The sequence below is a fragment of the Bartonella tribocorum genome (genome assembly GCF_002777915.1).
Lineage (GTDB): Bacteria > Pseudomonadota > Alphaproteobacteria > Rhizobiales > Rhizobiaceae > Bartonella > Bartonella tribocorum_A.
Window position 1 is genome coordinate 44,462 of record NZ_NJGE01000012.1, and the last position, 18,259, is coordinate 62,720.

Sequence of the window (18,259 nt, forward strand, 5' to 3'; positions counted from 1 at the left end):
AGGCACATGAAACTTTTTTAGTATCTTATCGACTTTCATCCCTTCAGCAGGGCTTATCTATAAGCCATCCCCAATCCGATTATCATAAATATAACGTAATGGATACGTATGAATACCTATAAGAATAAACAAATGCAAAGACAAATTATGGTTGTTGTTTCGCAAAGTTTTTTATAAAAAGCGGGCTCTTCTCTTCAATCTATTACTGGTAAATTTTTTGTTTTATGGCTTTGCTTGCCTAATAAAGCTTGTGCTTTTGTTGTTGCTTGTAAATCAACATACAAACCCGAAGCAGTCGCATGTTTGAGATAAATATTAAGATGATTTAGTGCTTTTTCTGCTGTTTCAGCTTTTAGATGTCAAAAGGGAGCAAAGGCATTTATCTTTGTTTGTATAATCTCTGCAATAGGTAAAAAAACTAATTTTGGAAGAATATGAAGTTTTAAAGGTGAAAACCAATCCCAATCCTTACCATCTCCTTTTAATTCAGCTTTACGGCTTTCAAAAGTATCTAAAGCGATATACTTTAAGTAAGGCAGATTACGCGTTATCTTACGCTTTTGTTTATTGCATTCTTTAATGCTGTCACAACTTTCACATAAAACAAAGCACCATTGGGTTGCTCATTCGTAAAAATTTTGACAAATATTTTTTAGCGTATACATTTTTATTTATTTTAATTTTTTTTTGGACAGTACAGGATTTATAAATAAAGCTGGAGAATAAGACTTTCTAAGATAGCTCTTAATTATTGCGAATTAGAGTTTCTTTTCAAGGCATTTTTACGTCATATCAGCTGTCCAAAGATCTTTATTTTAATCTTTAAAGCTCTCTCACACCTCATCACGATCATTTCAATTTACAACAAATTTTCCCTAGATACCAAGGCATAATCCTCTCTTTCTTAAAAGATATTACTAGGAAAACTTTTAAAAACCATAAAACCTAGCCAAAAATTAATGATCGATTGATCAATCATTTTACTTTACGCTTTTTTATTTTTCCCAATCAGACAGTTTTCCTTTCAGAGAAAAATTAAATAGATATAAGCAATACTCTCCTCCTAATTTTGCAGGAAAAAGCTGTTACTCGTTCAGAAAGCACAAACCCATCTCCAATTTTATCTCAAACATGTTTCGGAATTAAATTTGAATTTGACTTATATGCAATAAAAAACATAAGCTTTATTAGGAAATAGGAATGTAATTCTTCCCCAAAGAGTGCGGTTATAAATTAAAAAATATCCCAACTCCTAACAAAAGACCGCCTCTTAACAAGATATTGCATTGACTGCAAGACCACCCTTACTTGTCTCTTTATAGCGTTCACTCATATCATGACCCGTCTGACGCATTGTTTCTATACAAGCATCAAGAGAAACAAAATGTTCGCCATTACCATGTAATGCAAGAGAAGAAGCCGTTACTGCTTTAACCGCCCCCATTGCATTACGCTCAATACAAGGAACTTGTACAAGACCTGCAACCGGATCACATGTCATTCCTAAATGATGCTCAAGTGCAATTTCTGCTGCATTTTCAATTTGAGCCGGCGTTCCACCTAACGCTGCAGTCAACCCCGCCGCTGCCATTGAAGATGCCGCTCCAACTTCMCCTTGACACCCAACTTCTGCACCAGAAATAGAGGCATTATGTTTGATAACACCGCCAATAGCGGCTGCCGTTAATAGAAAATTATGTATGCCTTCTTGATCTGAATCATCATTAAACTGAAGATAGTAACGCAAGACTGCTGGGACAACACCAGCTGCCCCATTTGTTGGTGCTGTAACAACACGACCACCTGCAGCATTTTCCTCATTGACTGCCATAGCATAGACTGAAAGCCAATCATTTGCCCAAAGTGGATAATTGCAATTTTTCTTTTGATTTTCTAAAAGCGTTTCATGCAGTTTTTTAGCACGCCTTAGAACACGCAATCCGCCAGGCAACTCACCTTCTTGTGAAAGACCTCTATCAATACAATTTGTCATCGCTGAAAAAATTTCATCAAGCCCTGCATCCAGAGAAGAACGCTCTATTTTTGTCTCTTCATTTAAGCGTTTCATTTCAGCAATCGAAAGTCCGGATTTTTCTGCCATTGATAACATTGTACGCGCAGAATCAAAGGGATACGGCACCTCAAATGCTTCTGATGCCATATCACCATTCATATGGTTTAATTCATCCTCAGTCACAACAAAGCCACCACCGATCGAATAATAAATCTGCCGCAACAGAACATTCTCACCCGTATCAAGTCCTTCAAATGCGAGTCCATTCGTATGTCCAGGTAAAATTTCCTTTCGTTCAAAAATAAGATCACGTTGCAAATCAAACTGATAAGCGGGATGGCCTTCTGGTTGCACTTTTTTCTCACGAATAACTTTTTCTAACAGAAATTCCATATTATCAGGATCAACAGTAGAAGCTTTTTCTCCTAAAAGTCCTAATATAACAGCCCTATCTGTCGCATGACCAATACCCGTGAAAGCTAAAGAACCGTAAAGATAAACACGTATATGAGAAACTTGAATATCGGATGACTGAGAAAAACTTTGTACCTTTTGCAAAAACATATTAGCAGCCGTCATTGGCCCCATCGTATGTGAGCTAGAAGGACCAATTCCAATTTTAAAAAGTTCAAAAACAGATAAAAACACGCATCACCTCAAAACTTTGATATGGTTTGAGCATACGCTTTTTATAACGTTTGTCTCGTTTAAAATCAAATTGCGAGATAAACCAAAAAAATGACAGCAATAAATACGAATGTCGCGCGTCTTGCCACCACCCAACACTTTCTTTCTATCGTGCTTTCCATAGTCAACCTTCAAAATGAACAATGCCCCCTAGAGTTCATCACTCTCTTAGTTCTCTAAGCGTAGTAAAATAAGTATTAATATGCAATACTGAATTCAATAAAAATGTGAAATTCTTACCGGAAAATTTCTCATAATGCAGTAAGTTATTCAAAACACATGCTTAATTACGCAAAATATTTTATGGATATGTTTCAATGAAACGTACAAAGTTTTCTAACGGTTCTCGTTCTGTCTTAAAATTGTTTTCTGGAGCACTCATATCGCGATAACCAAGTGCCATACCACAAATAATATGACGATCAGAAGGAATCGATAAAAGGGTACGAATCTGTTTATGATAATCAGCAAAAGCTGCTTGGGGGCAAGTATCTAATCCGAATCCACGTGCTGCTAACATGATAGTCTGCATAAACATGCCCAAATCAAGCCAACTCCCCATTTCCATATCGTGATCCATTGTAAACAAGAGTCCTACAGGTGCATCGAAAAATAAAAAATTTCGCGCCTTTTGATGAAGCATTTTTTCTTCATCATCTTTTTGAATTCCAAGACTCTGATAAAGATCCAAACCAACTTTGCGACGCCTTGAAAGATAAGGTTCACGCCACTGACGTGGATAATACTGATATTCACGCTCTCCTTTTACACCTGAAAGCACAAGTTGTGAAAGCTCTCGCCCTACTTTCTGTAATACACTTCCCGTGAGCACAATCACTTGCCATGGCTGAATATTTGTTCCAGATGGTGCACGGGCTGCAAGTTTTAAGATTTCTTTGATTGTTTCCAGACTAACTGGCTGATCAGTAAAAGCGCGAATTGACTTTCGCGACAAAATAGATTGAAAAATACTCATGGGGGAAACTGCCATTGTCTTTACTTTCTTTATGAAAAATATTTCTTATCTACCAAGAACAATATATTGCGAAAATATCTTTGCTGCTTTTTTTTCACACGCTCTATTTCTTCAAATGTCTTACACATATCACGCAGCGTTAAAGACCCCACACCCCACTAGAAGTGCATGACCTATCTCTTTTAATAGCAAGAAAATTGTCTAAAAGTAGATGGAATAAATTTTATAATCAACGATTAACCCCCAACTCCGCTAAGCTCTCAAAAAAATTTTCCTCAATTCGTTCTAAATCCTGTAGAAGATCATCAATATCATGCTTCATCTTTTTTAAATCAGCTCGTTTTTTATGAATTCCTGCAATTAATTTCCTCAGCTTTTTCTCATCATCTGGTGGTTTTCCGATCATAGACAACATATCAGATATTTCAGACAATGAAAATTTAACTCTTTGAGCACGCATTATTTCTTTTAACTTATGACGGTCTGTTGTGTACAAAGTCGTGTACTCCAACTCAGGAGAGGAATAAGCCCCCCTCTTCTTCATAATAACGCAAAATCCCAGCTATTATTGAAAACTCACGTGTCAATTCTCCAATTGAATAATATTCGTACATTTTATCATTCTGTCTTCGTAGGCACATTATTATAAGAAATATTTCTACTTTTTATAAAACTTCAGGGAAGCACTCTATCCTCTATTTTCCCGCACTCTAAGTATAAAGACTCACATCCTTATCATACAAATGTTATACAGCTATCATACAGCAAAAAATCAATTATTTTTTAGATTACAGAAAAAACTATTGGTCTTTTATTATAAGGCCTTTTAAATCTTTATAGAAGCTATCAATCAAAAACTTTCTTAAAATTTGAAATTAATCATTATTTCACTTGTAGAGAATCCTCTCTTTTCCTTGGAATATGGCTTTTAGACTTCACATATCTTGGAAAAAATTTCTGTACTGCCTTCAGACATAAGAAAATTTTAAAATGAAGTAACAAAAAAGATAAGCATCATTACCAAATAATAAATGGCAGTGACCAAGAGTATTTGAAACACTATCAGCATATAATTTTTTATTAATATATTTTTCAGGGAAATCTGCAACTTTCACATTTTGAAATAAAAAACGTCTGAATAAGGAAATTCAGACGTTCTTACATTATGTGATATTGTCTTTAAATTATTTAGCAACGGCTTCAGTTGTCATATTTGTCAACATAGCCTTAGCGGCTTCATTATTACTAGACTTACGCTGCTCATCTACAATTAAATCATCACGAACTGCAGCAATACGACGAATTTGAGAAATCGTGCCCCCTGTACCGGCAGGAATAAGACGACCGACAATAACATTCTCTTTAAGTCCTTGCAAAGTATCAATTTTACCAGAAACTGCTGCTTCGGTCAGAACACGCGTTGTTTCCTGAAACGATGCCGCTGAAATGAAAGAAGGCGTTTGAAGAGAAGCTTTTGTGATTCCAAGAAGAATGGGATTACCAGATGCAGGTTTCTTCCCTTCTGCAATCAAATTATCATTGATTTCATCAAGTTCAATACGATCAACATTATCACCTGGAATATAGCCAGAATCTCCCGATTCAGTAATCTCAACCTTTTGTAACATTTGACGAACAATCACTTCAATGTGCTTGTCATTGATAAGAACCCCCTGCAAACGATAAACCTCCTGAATCTCATTAACAAGGTAAGATGCCAAAGCTTCAACACCCTTAATCGCTAAGATATCATGAGGGGCTGGATTACCATCAAGGATATAATCACCCTTTTCAATTTGATCGCCTTCTTGGAAGTGAAACAACTTGCCTTTTGGAATCAAGTATTCTACTGGCTCAAGAGTTTCATCATTTGGTTCAATAATAATACGGCGTTTATTCTTATAACCACGGCCAAATCGAATTGTACCACTAACTTCAGCAATAATCGCATGATCCTTTGGACGACGGGCTTCAAAAAGTTCTGCCACCCGTGGTAGACCACCCGTAATATCTTTTGTCTTGGCACTTTCCATTGGCAAACGAGCAATAACATCACCCGCTTTAACATGAGCACCAAGCTCAACAGAAAGAATAGTTTCCACTGACATCATATAACGGGCTTCACCTCCCTTATACAATTTAGCAATGGATTTACCTTCTTTATCTGCATGGATAATAATGGCTGGTTTGAGCTCCGCACCACGTGGATTGGCACGCCAATCGATCACCAAACGCTTCGTAATCCCAGTCGATTCATCAGCTGTTTCAGTGACCGATAAACCATCAACCATATCTTCAAAACCCACATAGCCTTCAACTTCCGTTAAAATTGGACGGGTATAAGGATCCCATTCTGCTATACGTTGGCCACGTTTAACCACATCACCATCATCAACAAAAATATGTGCTCCATAGCTAATACGATGTACAACGCGCTCTTTTCCTAATTCATCCTTGATAAGGATAGCCATATTACGCCCCATAACAACCAAATGTCCTTCAGAGTTACGCGCCACATTACGATTACGAATCTCTACCGTACCTTCATAAGATGCCTCTAAATACGATGAATCAACAACCTGCGCAGTTCCTCCTAAGTGGAAAGTACGCATAGTAAGCTGTGTTCCCGGCTCACCAATTGACTGAGCAGCAATAACACCAACGGCTTCTCCCTGATTAACCGGTGTTCCACGCGCCAAATCGCGGCCATAGCATTTTGCACAAACACCAAGACGTGTTTCACAGGTTAAAGCAGAACGAATTTGAACAGATTGAATTCCGGCTTCCTCAATCTTTGCGACATCAGCCTCCTCAATCATCGCCCCACCTTCAAGAATAACCTCTCCAGAGACAGGATGTAAAATATCAACAAGGGCTGTACGACCCAAAATTCTTTGCCCAAGGGAAGCAACAATTTGTCCGGCATCAACAATTGGCTGCATGGTAAGCCCTTTTGCCGTACCACAATCAACCGCTGAAATAATAGCATCCTGTGCAACATCAACAAGACGCCGTGTTAAATAACCAGAGTTTGCCGTTTTTAACGCAGTATCAGCAAGTCCTTTACGCGCACCATGTGTGGAATTAAAGTATTCGTTAACAGTCAAACCTTCTTTAAAATTTGAAATAATAGGTGTTTCAATAATTTCACCCGATGGTTTTGCCATTAACCCACGCATACCAGCTAACTGTCTCATCTGGTTAGCAGAACCACGGGCACCAGAATGCGACATCATATAGATTGAATTCATAGGCCGTTGACGACCCGTTTTAGGATCAAAATCGACGGCTTGAATTCGTTTCATCATTTCATCCGCAACACGGTCTGTACATTTACCCCAAGCGTCTACAACCTTATTGTATTTTTCACCTTGTGTAATCAAACCATCATTGTATTGCTGTTCGTATTCTTTAGCCAAAGCTTCTGTTTCTGCAACCAAACGTGATTTGCTATCAGGAATAACCATATCATCCTTACCGAATGAAATTCCTGCACGACAAGCATAAGAAAAACCAAGCTGCATGATACGGTCACAAAAAATAACCGTCTCTTTTTGTCCACAGTGCCGATAAACATAATCAATCATTTTAGAAATATTCTTTTTTGTCATTTCTTGATTGACAATATCAAATGAGATATTCGGATTTCGAGGCAAAAGCTCACCGATAATCAAACGACCAGGTGTTGTATCATAAAGTTTAGCAACTTCTTTTCCATCCTTGCCAATATTCTTAACACGGCCTTTAATCTTCGTATGAAGCGTTACAACCTTATTTTCCAAGGCATAATGAAGCTCACCTATATCGGCAAAAGCCATTCCTTCACCTGGTTCTTTTTCAGAAACAATCGAGAGATAATAAAGTCCAAGAACCATATCCTGTGATGGAACAATAATGGGGGCGCCATTCGCTGGATGAAGAATATTATTAGTCGACATCATCAAAACACGGGCTTCAAGCTGCGCTTCAAGAGAAAGTGGAACGTGAACCGCCATCTGATCTCCATCAAAATCCGCATTAAAAGCGGTACATACCAACGGATGAAGCTGAATAGCTTTCCCTTCAATTAAGATAGGTTCAAAAGCCTGAATTCCCAAACGGTGCAATGTTGGCGCACGATTGAGTAAAACAGGATGTTCACGAATAACCTCATCCAAGATATCCCAAACTTCTGGATGCTCTTTCTCAACAAGCTTTTTTGCTTGTTTTACAGTTGAGGAATATCCCTTCGCATCAAGCCGCGCGTAAATAAAGGGCTTAAATAATTCAAGGGCCATTTTTTTGGGAAGACCACATTGATGTAATTTTAATTCAGGACCCGTCACGATAACAGAACGCCCCGAGTAATCAACACGTTTTCCAAGCAGGTTTTGACGAAAACGGCCTTGTTTACCCTTTAACATATCTGAAAGAGATTTTAACGGACGTTTATTGGCTCCCGTAATCACACGCCCACGCCGTCCATTATCAAACAATGCGTCAACAGCTTCTTGTACCATACGCTTTTCATTGCGCACGATAATTCCAGGAGCACGCAATTCAATCAGTCTTTTCAAGCGGTTATTACGATTGATAACACGCCGATAAAGATCATTTAGGTCTGATGTCGCAAAACGTCCACCATCAAGTGGAACCAATGGACGTAAATCCGGTGGAATAACCGGAATTGTTTTCATAATCATCCACTCTGGCTTATTCCCAGATTCAAGAAAATTTTCAACGATCTTAAGTCGTTTAATTAATTTTTTCTGCTTTAACTCTGAGGTTGTTTCCGCTAATTCGAGACGCAAATCATTGGCAATTTTCTCTAATTCCATCCCTGCTAGAAGCTCATAAATAGCCTCAGCACCGATCATAGCTGTAAACTGATCTTCTCCAAACTCATCAATAGCAAGCATATATTCTTCTTCAGAAAGAAGCTGATGGAGCTTAAGAGATGTCAAGCCAGGCTCGGTTACAATATAATTTTCAAAATAAAGAACCCGCTCAATATCTTTTAAAGTTAGATCTAAAAGTGTAGAAATACGGCCTGGTAACGATTTAAGAAACCATATGTGCGCAACAGGTGCGGCAAGCTCAATATGCCCCATACGCTCACGACGTACGCGTGAAAGAGTAACTTCCACACCACATTTTTCACAAATAATGCCCTTATATTTCATGCGTTTGTATTTGCCGCATAGACATTCATAGTCCTTAATCGGACCAAATATACGTGCACAAAAAAGACCATCCCGCTCTGGTTTAAAAGTCCGATAATTAATAGTCTCAGGCTTCTTAATCTCACCATACGACCAAGACAAAATTTTCTCAGGACTCGCAATGGAAATACGAATAGAGTCAAATGTTTGCGCTGGCGCTTGAGGATTGAAAAGATTCATGACCTCGTGGTTCATGCTGTTCTCCTTCAAAGATTCTTAGAACCTGTTGTAATATCTCTTTTTTATTTTATAATAGATCTTCTTTAAAATGCATTGACTTTTAAAAATGACCTATATGACCCGAATAAGGTTATTGAGCCTCTTAAAGTAATCAGAGCGCACTTGTTTTCTAGTGCGCTCCTTGAATTATTGTTCTACCCTATCAGATAAAACACGCTGTGCAATAAGTTCACGTGCATCATCAAGCTCTACATTAAGAGCGAGTGAACGCATTTCTTTTACCAACACATTAAAGCTCTCAGGTATACCGGCTTCAAATGTATCATCACCACGTACAATCGCTTCATAGACTTTTGTACGACCAGCAACATCATCCGATTTGACTGTTAACATCTCTTGCAAAGTATATGCAGCACCGTAAGCTTCAAGCGCCCAAACCTCCATTTCACCAAAACGCTGACCACCAAACTGTGCCTTACCACCCAATGGCTGCTGTGTAACAAGTGAATAGGGTCCAATAGAACGTGCATGAATTTTATCATCAACAAGGTGATGCAATTTCAACATGTAAATATATCCCACCGTCACTGGACGATCAAAAGGCTCTCCTGTACGACCATCATAAAGCGTAACCTGCCCTGAACTATCTAGGCCCGCATCTTCCAGCATCATGTTGATATCAGACTCATGCGCTCCATCAAAAACAGGTGTTGCAATTGAAACCCCTTTCTTCATCTGAAGTGCTAATTTATAAAGACTTTCGTTATCATACTGACGCACAGGCTCATTATGATTATCATCAGGCATAAGATTTTCAATGCGTTGACGTAAAGGAAGTATATCACCAGTCTCTTGATATAATTCCAACAAATCACCAATCTTTTTACCCATTCCGGCACATGCCCAACCAAGGTGTGTCTCAAGAATTTGCCCAACATTCATACGACTAGGCACACCAAGCGGATTTAAGACGATATCAGCATGCGTTCCATCTTCAAGAAATGGCATATCTTCTACAGGAAGAATACGTGAGACAACACCCTTATTTCCGTGACGCCCCGCCATCTTATCACCTGGTTGGATTTTGCGCTTTACAGCCACAAAAACCTTTACCATTTTCATGACACCAGGAGGCATTTCATCGCCTCTTTGGACCTTTTCAACTTTATCCATAAAGCGACGTTGTAATGCTTCTTTCGATTCATCATATTGCTTGCGCAAAGCTTCAATTTCATTTTGAAGCTTTTCATCCTCAACAGCAAATTGCCACCACTGCGAACGTGGATAACGCTCCATTACCGTACTATCAAGCTTTTTACTCTCTGCAAAGCCTTTCGGACCTTCTACAGCGACTTTACCTGTCAACATATCAGTAAGACGCGCATAAACATTGCGATCAAGAATTGACTGTTCATCATCACGGTCTTTTGCTAATCGCTCAATTTCTTCACGCTCAATTGCCATAGCGCGCTCATCTTTTTCCACACCATGGCGATTAAAAACGCGAACTTCAACAACAGTACCAAACGTCCCAGGAGGCATCCGCATAGAAGTATCACGAACATCTGATGCCTTTTCACCAAAAATTGCACGCAGAAGCTTTTCTTCCGGCGTCATGGGACTCTCACCCTTTGGTGTAATCTTTCCAACCAAAATATCACCCGGTTGAACTTCGGCACCAATATAAATAATGCCAGCTTCGTCAAGATTCCTTAATGCTTCTTCCGCAACATTAGGAATGTCTCGCGTAATTTCCTCAGGACCAAGTTTTGTATCCCGTGCTGCCACTTCAAATTCCTCAATATGAATTGAAGTAAACACGTCATCCGCAACAATGCGCTCAGATAACAAAATGGAATCTTCGTAGTTATATCCATTCCAAGGCATAAAGGCGACAAGAACATTCCGCCCAAGAGCCAAATCACCAAGATCCGTCGATGGACCATCTGCAATGATATCACCCTTTTCTACCCGATCACCGACATGCACAAGAGGGCGCTGATTAATACAAGTGGACTGATTAGAACGCTGAAATTTTTGTAAGCGATAAATATCAACCCCTGATTTTGAAGGATCTAAATCTTCTGTTGCACGAATAACAATACGGGTCGCATCGACCTGATCAACAATACCACTGCGTTTTGCACTCACAGCAGCTCCTGAATCTCGTGCAACAACAGATTCCATTCCCGTACCAACAAATGGTGCCTCAGCGCGGACAAGAGGAACTGCCTGACGCTGCATGTTCGATCCCATCAAAGCACGATTCGCATCATCATTTTCCAAAAAAGGAATAAGCGCAGCTGCAACTGAAACCAACTGTTTTGGTGAAACATCCATCAAATCAACATGATCGCGCGGCGCCATTAAAACTTCACCAGCATGACGGCAAACAACAAACTCTTCTATAAAACGGCCTTCACTATCTAATGAAGAATTTGCTTGAGCAACATAATGCTTTGCTTCTTCCATCGCTGAAAGATAAATAACTTCTTTGGTGACTTTACCATCAATAATTTTACGATATGGGCTTTCAATAAAGCCATATTTGTTAACCCGAGCAAACGTTGCTAAGGAGTTAATGAGACCAATATTAGGGCCTTCTGGTGTTTCAATTGGACAAATACGACCGTAATGGGTAGGATGGACGTCACGAACTTCAAAACCCGCACGCTCACGAGTCAATCCTCCTGGACCAAGAGCAGAAAGACGGCGCTTATGGGTGATTTCCGATAATGGATTGGTTTGATCCATAAACTGCGACAATTGTGAAGATCCAAAAAACTCACGAACTGCTGCTGCAGCAGGCTTTGCATTGATCAAATCCTGCGGCATAACTGTATCAATTTCAACCGATGACATACGCTCTTTTATCGCACGCTCCATACGAAGGAGACCAATGCGATATTGATTTTCCATCAACTCCCCAACGGAACGAACACGACGATTGCCAAGATTATCAATATCATCAATTTCACCACGGCCATCACGCAATTCAACCAACATCTTAACAACAGCAAGAATATCCTCTTGACGTAAAATGCGAACTGTATCTGGACAATCAAGATCCATACGCAAGTTCATCTTAACACGTCCAACAGCTGAAAGATCATAACGCTCTGGATCAAAAAACAATGAATGGAACATTGCTTCTGCTGTATCGATTGTTGGAGGCTCACCTGGACGCATTACTCGGTAAATATCAAACAATGCATCCTGTCGACTTTCATTTTTATCCACCTTTAAAGTATTGCGGATATAGGCGCCAATATTCATGTGATCAATATCAAGAATATTGATTTGATCAGCACTAACATCAAGCAAAATTTTTAATACTTTTTCGTCAATTTCATCGCCAGCTTCAAGGTAAATCTCACCTGTCTCGTAATTGACGATATCTTCGGCAAGATAACATCCTAATAAATCATCTTCACTAACTTTAACCGCCTTAAGGCCCTTTTCTGCTAAAGATTTTGCGGTACGAACTGTTAGCTTTTTACCAGCTTCCGCAACAACTTCACCACTATCTGCATCTATAAGGTCAGAAATGAGTTTCATTCCTTTAAAGCGATCAACAGAATAAGGAACACGCCATCCTTCTCCATCACGCTCATAAGTCACTTTATCATAAAACGTCGACAGAATATCCGACGCATCCATACCTAGCGCCATTAAAAGACTGGTAACAGGAATCTTGCGCCGCCGATCAATACGCGCATAAATGATGTCCTTAGCATCAAACTCAATATCCAACCAAGAGCCACGATACGGAATAACACGAGCAGCAAAAAGAAGCTTTCCCGATGAATGGGACTTCCCTTTATCATGGTCAAAAAAGACACCAGGAGAGCGGTGCATCTGAGAGACAATAACACGCTCTGTACCATTCACGATAAAGGTACCATTGGTCGTCATTAAAGGCATATCGCCCATATAAACGCCCTGCTCTTTAATATCTTTGATATCTTTAGATCCAGTATCCTCATCAACATCAAAAACAATCAAACGCAATATCACCTTTAATGGAGCTGCATAAGTTAAGTCACGTTGACGACATTCCTCAACATCAAATTTTGGTAAATCAAATTCATAACCAACAAACTCAAGCATCGCTGTACCGGAAAAATCGGAAATAGGAAATACCGATTTAAAAACAGCTTGCAAACCTTCATCTGGTCGTCCACCTTTCGGTTCCTCAACCATGAGAAACTGATCATAGGACGCTTTTTGAACCTCAATAAGATTCGGCATCTCTGCTACTTCAGGAATCTTACCAAAAAATTTGCGTACCCGCTTACGACCATTGAATTGAGACATCATTGCGTGAGTCTGAGCCATCGTCGCTCCTTGATCCTTACTCTTCAAGGTAGACCAACCTTGAAAGCCTTATATCATTAACCTGCATATGCAGACCAGTTCACTTGATACCCAATAATGAGCATCGTTAACTTTCCCCAACAACACAAGCCTTTTTTTTGATTTGGCTCTATGATGAGGGATGAGCAACCAAACCCTATAGCCACTATGTAATTAAACCGTTGGCAAAAGGCTTTTTCACTCATTACTTTTCCTCTTTTTAGAGAAAGAAAATCGGCRAACATAAATGCCCGCCGATAAAACTAAATTTATTTAAGTTCAACTTTAGCACCAGCAGCTTCAAGTTGAGATTTAATTTTTTCTGCCTCTTCTTTAGAAGCACCTTCTTTAATAGGCTTAGGTGCTCCTTCAACCAGATCTTTAGCTTCTTTAAGACCAAGTCCCGTAAGAGCACGAACTTCCTTAATAACATTAATTTTTTGCGCGCCACCTTCAACAAGAATAACATCAAATTCTGTTTTTTCTTCAGCAGCCGGAGCAGCAGCACCAGCAACAGCAGCAACAGCTACAGGAGCAGCAGCCGAAACGCCCCACTTTTCTTCAAGCAACTTAGAAAGCTCAGCAGCTTCCAAAAGGGTTAGATTAGAAAGGTCTTCTACGATCTTCGCTAGATCAGCCATTTTAAAATTCCTTCAATTAAAAGATTTGAACCATTATTAAAACTTATTCAAAAAAACAGAAAAGCTTTAAAGCTCTTCCATCAACGTGAATAAAAACAGCCTTAAGCCGCCTTATCCTCCTGAGCATATGCTCCAATGACACGTGCAACCTGACCTGCAGGTGCATTAACAACCTGTGCAATACGGGTCGCAGGGGTAGAAATCATACCCACAAGTTTTGCCCGCAACTCGTTTAATGAAGGCAATGAAGCCAATGACTTCACAGCGTCTACAGTTAAACTTGTTGCACCCATTGAACCGCCAAGGATGACAAATTTGTCATTGCTTTTTGCAAAATCAACAGCAACTTTTGGTGCTGTGATTGGATCTTCTGAATAAGCAATAAGTGTTTGTCCTGTAAACAAACCCGCTATCGATTCAGATTCCGTGCCCTGAAGAGCGATTTTAGCAAGACGGTTTTTGGCGACTTTAACGGCACCGCCAGCTTCACCCATTTTCGAACGTAGATCGTTCATCTGTGAAACTGTCAGACCGGAATAATGTGCAACAACAACAGAACCAGACTTTTGAAAAGCCTCGTTAAGCCATGTAACAAATTCGCGTTTTTCCGCTCTATTCACTGTCTCTCTCCATTTAACAGATTTGCTTAAAACAAACCTGTTGGTTACCTTTGATAACATAAAATACTTTATGTCACCGATGAGGATCCTGTCCCCTTTTTCACGCACAGCGCTCAAAGGCAACCTTGGCTCAAACCCTTTAAGTCTTTTAACTCTCAGTTTTTACACCAGTCTCATGCAGGTTTTTTTGATTAAGATACTTAAAGCATCACCTACAATCTCGGACAGGATATTCCGGAATTTCTCCCAGTATAACCTAAGCCCTATAAAGCTTAGATGGCTAAATGCCGGTCAAAACCGACATTTAAAATATAATTTTGATCGTCACTTACCTCAAAAAATTATAAATCAGCTTATACCGACTCTGAACGAACCGTTGCTGGATCAACTTTAACACCAACCCCCATAGTTGAAGAAACAGCAACGCGCTTAATATACTCACCCTTCGCACCTTGTGGCTTTGCTTTAATAACTGCACTTGCAAAGGCTTTAATATTTTCTACGATTTTTTCAACGCCAAAAGAAGCCTTCCCAATACCAGCATGCACAATACCAGCTTTTTCAACACGAAACTCGACAGCACCACCTTTAGAAGCCTTGACTGCACCAGCAACATCAAGTGTTACAGTACCAACTTTCGGATTTGGCATCAAACTCCGTGGACCAAGAATCTTACCAAGACGACCAACAAGAGGCATCATATCTGGTGTTGCAATACAACGATCAAAGTCAATCACTCCCCCATTAATGCTTTCAAATAAATCCTCAGCACCCACAATATCAGCTCCTGCTGCTTTAGCTTCCTCGGCTTTATCACCACGAGCAAAAACGGCAACACGAATATTTCGCCCTGTTCCGTTAGGCAAATGAGCAACACCTCGAACCATCTGATCAGCATGACGAGGGTCAACACCCAAGTTCATTGAAATCTCAATTGTTTCATCAAACTTAGCTACGGCACGCTCTTTGACCATTGAAACAGCATCATTCAAAGCGTAAAGTTGATTAAAATCAACATCTTTGCGGATATTTTTTATTCTCTTTGCTACTTTTGCCATAACATTAGCCCACCACTTCCAAGCCCATCGAGCGCGCAGAACCTTCAACCATACGCATTGCTGCCTCAATATCATTTGCATTAAGATCTTTCATCTTTGATTCCGCAATCGAGCGAATTTTATCGCGAGAGATACTTCCTACGGATACTTTACCAGGCTCTTTTGAACCAGATTTCAGTTGTGCCTCCTTCTTTAAAAAGAACGATACAGGAGGTGTCTTGAGAGAAAATGTGAAAGACTTATCTTGGTAATACGTAATAACAACTGGAATCGGTGCTCCCTTTTCCATTTCTTGTGTTGCTGCATTAAACGCCTTACAAAATTCCATGATATTAATACCACGTTGTCCAAGAGCCGGACCAATCGGTGGAGATGGAGTAGCAGCCCCTGCAGGAACCTGCAACTTGAGCTGACCTATACTTTTTTTTGCCATAATAATCTGCCTTCAATTTCACTGGTATGCTAACAACTTATCTTGCTCGCCACCTGCTGCAGTCATGTGGTTCGGATCATTAAGCCGACAAAAGCCATAAATCACCTCCCACTTCTTCCTTTTCCTTAAAGTATCAAAAATACTCTAAGCCCAATCAGAGTTTTTCAACTTGACCAAATTCCAAATCAACAGGCGTAGGACGCCCAAAAATGAGCACTTCAACCTTAAGACGAGAGCGCTCTTCTTCAACCTCTTGAACAATTCCATTAAACGAAACAAAAGGACCATCAGCAACGCGAACTTGCTCCCCAACTTCAAACAACACAGAAGACTTTGGAGACTCAACCCCTTCTTGAACTTGTTTGAGAATTTGCTCAACCTCTCGGTCAGAAATGGGGATAGGACGCGCATCCGACCCTAAAAAACCTGTTACTTTAGGCGTATTCTTAATAAGATGATAAACCTCATCTGTTAATTCAGCACGAACAAGAACGTAACCAGGAAAAAATTTTCGTTCAGTATCAACTTTGCGTCCACGGCGAACTTCTACAACACGCTCCGTTGGAACAAAAATTTTCTCAAACAGATGATCAAGCCCTTTTTGCTTCGCCTCTTTATCAATAGCCTCCGCTACTTTCTTTTCAAAATTTGAATATGCCTGAACAATATACCAACGAGCCGCCACAGTCACACTTCCTTACATTCTCAACTAAAAAGATATTTCAGAAGATCAATAACCCGCCAAACACTAAAATGCATAATTTGATCCACAATAAAAAAGAAAGCCGAAGCCAATGCCGTTACTAACAAAACCATAACAGTAGAAATAACTGTCTCGCGACGCGTAGGCCACTTTACTTTAGCTGTTTCTGCATATACTTGCTTCAAAAAGGCAATTGGATTGGTTTTAGATGCCATTGTCACACTATACTCTCTCTAGCCCTGTATACTTTACTTCTAGTCCTATTGTGTTTTATCCAACAAAATAAATACGAAAAAATGCAAAAGCCAACTTCCAGACTGATGCAATTTTCTACTTCTTATTCAATAGCGTTTCATACACAAAAAAACAAGCCCCATATAAAAAAAAGCGAAAAAGGCAGCAAAATCCACTCCCCTGCATCTAAAATCCGATTCCCCTTTGGCAGGGGCAGCAGGACTTGAACCCGCGACCTGCGGTTTTGGAGACCGCCGCTCTACCAACTGAGCTATACCCCTAAATCTCAAAACTAAAACACCTTATAATAATCAAGGCGCTTAACAAGCATTATTTATTCAATGATTTTAGAGACGATACCGGCACCAACAGTACGACCACCTTCACGAATAGCAAAACGAAGCTTCTCTTCCATCGCTATTGGAACAATCAGAGACACATCCATCGCAACATTATCACCTGGCATAACCATTTCTGTTCCTTCTGGAAGCGTAACAATTCCTGTAACATCCGTCGTACGGAAGTAAAACTGTGGACGATAATTTGTGAAAAACTCAGGGGTTGGAATATACTTATCAACCTCACTCATCAAAAGACGAACCGCATCTTCACCAATGCTTTTATCCTTATCCTCAAGGGCAGCCAACGCAGAACCTTTAACTATTGGCACATCATCACCAGGAAAATCATATTTGGATAAAAGTTCCCGAACCTCAAGTTCTACAAGATCCAAAAGCTCCGTATCATCAACCTGATCAACCTTATTAAGAAAAACAACAATCGCAGGAACACCAACCTGACGGGCGAGCAAAATATGCTCACGTGTCTGAGGCATTGGACCATCCGCCGCTGAAACAACCAAGATAGCGCCATCCATCTGCGCTGCCCCTGTGATCATGTTCTTCACATAATCGGCGTGTCCAGGGCAGTCAACGTGGGCATAGTGACGATTTTCCGTTTCATACTCAACATGGGCTGTAGAAATGGTAATACCACGGGCGCGCTCTTCTGGTGCTGCATCAATTTGGTCATATGCTTTAAACTCACCAAAAAATTTCGTAATCGCTGCTGTCAATGATGTCTTCCCATGATCAACGTGACCAATCGTACCTATATTAACATGCGGTTTTGTACGTTCAAATTTGCTCTTCGCCAT

At 39.9% G+C, this 18,259-nt stretch carries 13 protein-coding genes and 1 tRNA gene; 1 reads left to right on the forward strand and 13 read right to left on the reverse strand.

Going from position 1 to position 18,259, the window contains the following annotated elements; all coding sequences use genetic code 11:
* Positions 1 to 1,270 precede the first annotated feature (1,270 nt).
* Complete coding sequence (locus CER18_RS05755) at positions 1,271 to 2,662, reverse strand: L-serine ammonia-lyase (protein WP_100129118.1); 1,392 nt, start codon at positions 2,660 to 2,662, stop codon at positions 1,271 to 1,273.
* Between the two features lie 90 nt (positions 2,663 to 2,752).
* On the opposite strand from CER18_RS05755, the gene CER18_RS10725 reads away from it, so the two are divergent.
* Entirely contained in the window at positions 2,753 to 2,881 is a 129-nt protein-coding gene (locus CER18_RS10725; RefSeq protein ID WP_280951577.1) for a hypothetical protein, read from the forward strand.
* A 121-nt stretch (positions 2,882 to 3,002) separates the two neighbouring features.
* Here the strand turns inward: CER18_RS10725 and CER18_RS05760 are convergent, their stop codons facing one another.
* From CER18_RS05760 to CER18_RS05820, 12 genes are all read right to left on the reverse strand, one after another.
* Positions 3,003 to 3,692: a nitroreductase gene (locus CER18_RS05760; RefSeq protein ID WP_100129119.1), complete on the reverse strand. Its 690-nt coding sequence runs from the start codon at positions 3,690 to 3,692 to the stop codon at positions 3,003 to 3,005.
* A gap of 214 nt (positions 3,693 to 3,906) precedes the next feature.
* Positions 3,907 to 4,110, reverse strand: coding sequence for a hypothetical protein (locus CER18_RS10470; RefSeq protein ID WP_245410057.1), 204 nt, complete (start codon positions 4,108 to 4,110; stop codon positions 3,907 to 3,909).
* Between the two features lie 751 nt (positions 4,111 to 4,861).
* Positions 4,862 to 9,073 (reverse strand): DNA-directed RNA polymerase subunit beta', encoded by a 4,212-nt coding sequence (gene rpoC, locus CER18_RS05770; protein WP_100129120.1) that lies wholly within the window; start codon positions 9,071 to 9,073, stop codon positions 4,862 to 4,864.
* A gap of 171 nt (positions 9,074 to 9,244) precedes the next feature.
* Complete coding sequence (gene rpoB, locus CER18_RS05775) at positions 9,245 to 13,396, reverse strand: DNA-directed RNA polymerase subunit beta (RefSeq protein ID WP_100129121.1); 4,152 nt, start codon at positions 13,394 to 13,396, stop codon at positions 9,245 to 9,247.
* A gap of 287 nt (positions 13,397 to 13,683) precedes the next feature.
* On the reverse strand, positions 13,684 to 14,055 hold the full coding sequence (gene rplL / locus CER18_RS05785; protein WP_012231477.1) for a 50S ribosomal protein L7/L12: 372 nt from the start codon (positions 14,053 to 14,055) through the stop codon (positions 13,684 to 13,686).
* Positions 14,056 to 14,156: 101 nt separating this feature from the next.
* Entirely contained in the window at positions 14,157 to 14,675 is a 519-nt protein-coding gene (gene rplJ / locus CER18_RS05790) for a 50S ribosomal protein L10 (protein ID WP_012231475.1), read from the reverse strand.
* 353 nt (positions 14,676 to 15,028) lie between these two features.
* Positions 15,029 to 15,733 (reverse strand): 50S ribosomal protein L1, encoded by a 705-nt coding sequence (gene rplA / locus CER18_RS05795; protein WP_012231473.1) that lies wholly within the window; start codon positions 15,731 to 15,733, stop codon positions 15,029 to 15,031.
* Positions 15,734 to 15,737: 4 nt separating this feature from the next.
* Positions 15,738 to 16,166: a 50S ribosomal protein L11 gene (gene rplK / locus CER18_RS05800; protein WP_012231471.1), complete on the reverse strand. Its 429-nt coding sequence runs from the start codon at positions 16,164 to 16,166 to the stop codon at positions 15,738 to 15,740.
* 154 nt (positions 16,167 to 16,320) lie between these two features.
* Entirely contained in the window at positions 16,321 to 16,851 is a 531-nt protein-coding gene (nusG, locus tag CER18_RS05805; RefSeq protein ID WP_100129122.1) for a transcription termination/antitermination protein NusG, read from the reverse strand.
* A 20-nt stretch (positions 16,852 to 16,871) separates the two neighbouring features.
* On the reverse strand, positions 16,872 to 17,084 hold the full coding sequence (gene secE / locus CER18_RS05810; RefSeq protein ID WP_100129123.1) for a preprotein translocase subunit SecE: 213 nt from the start codon (positions 17,082 to 17,084) through the stop codon (positions 16,872 to 16,874).
* A gap of 224 nt (positions 17,085 to 17,308) precedes the next feature.
* Positions 17,309 to 17,384, reverse strand: a tRNA-Trp gene (locus tag CER18_RS05815).
* Between the two features lie 53 nt (positions 17,385 to 17,437).
* On the reverse strand, positions 17,438 to 18,259 hold an 822-nt coding region (locus CER18_RS05820), incomplete at its 5' end, for a GTP-binding protein (protein ID WP_100129124.1).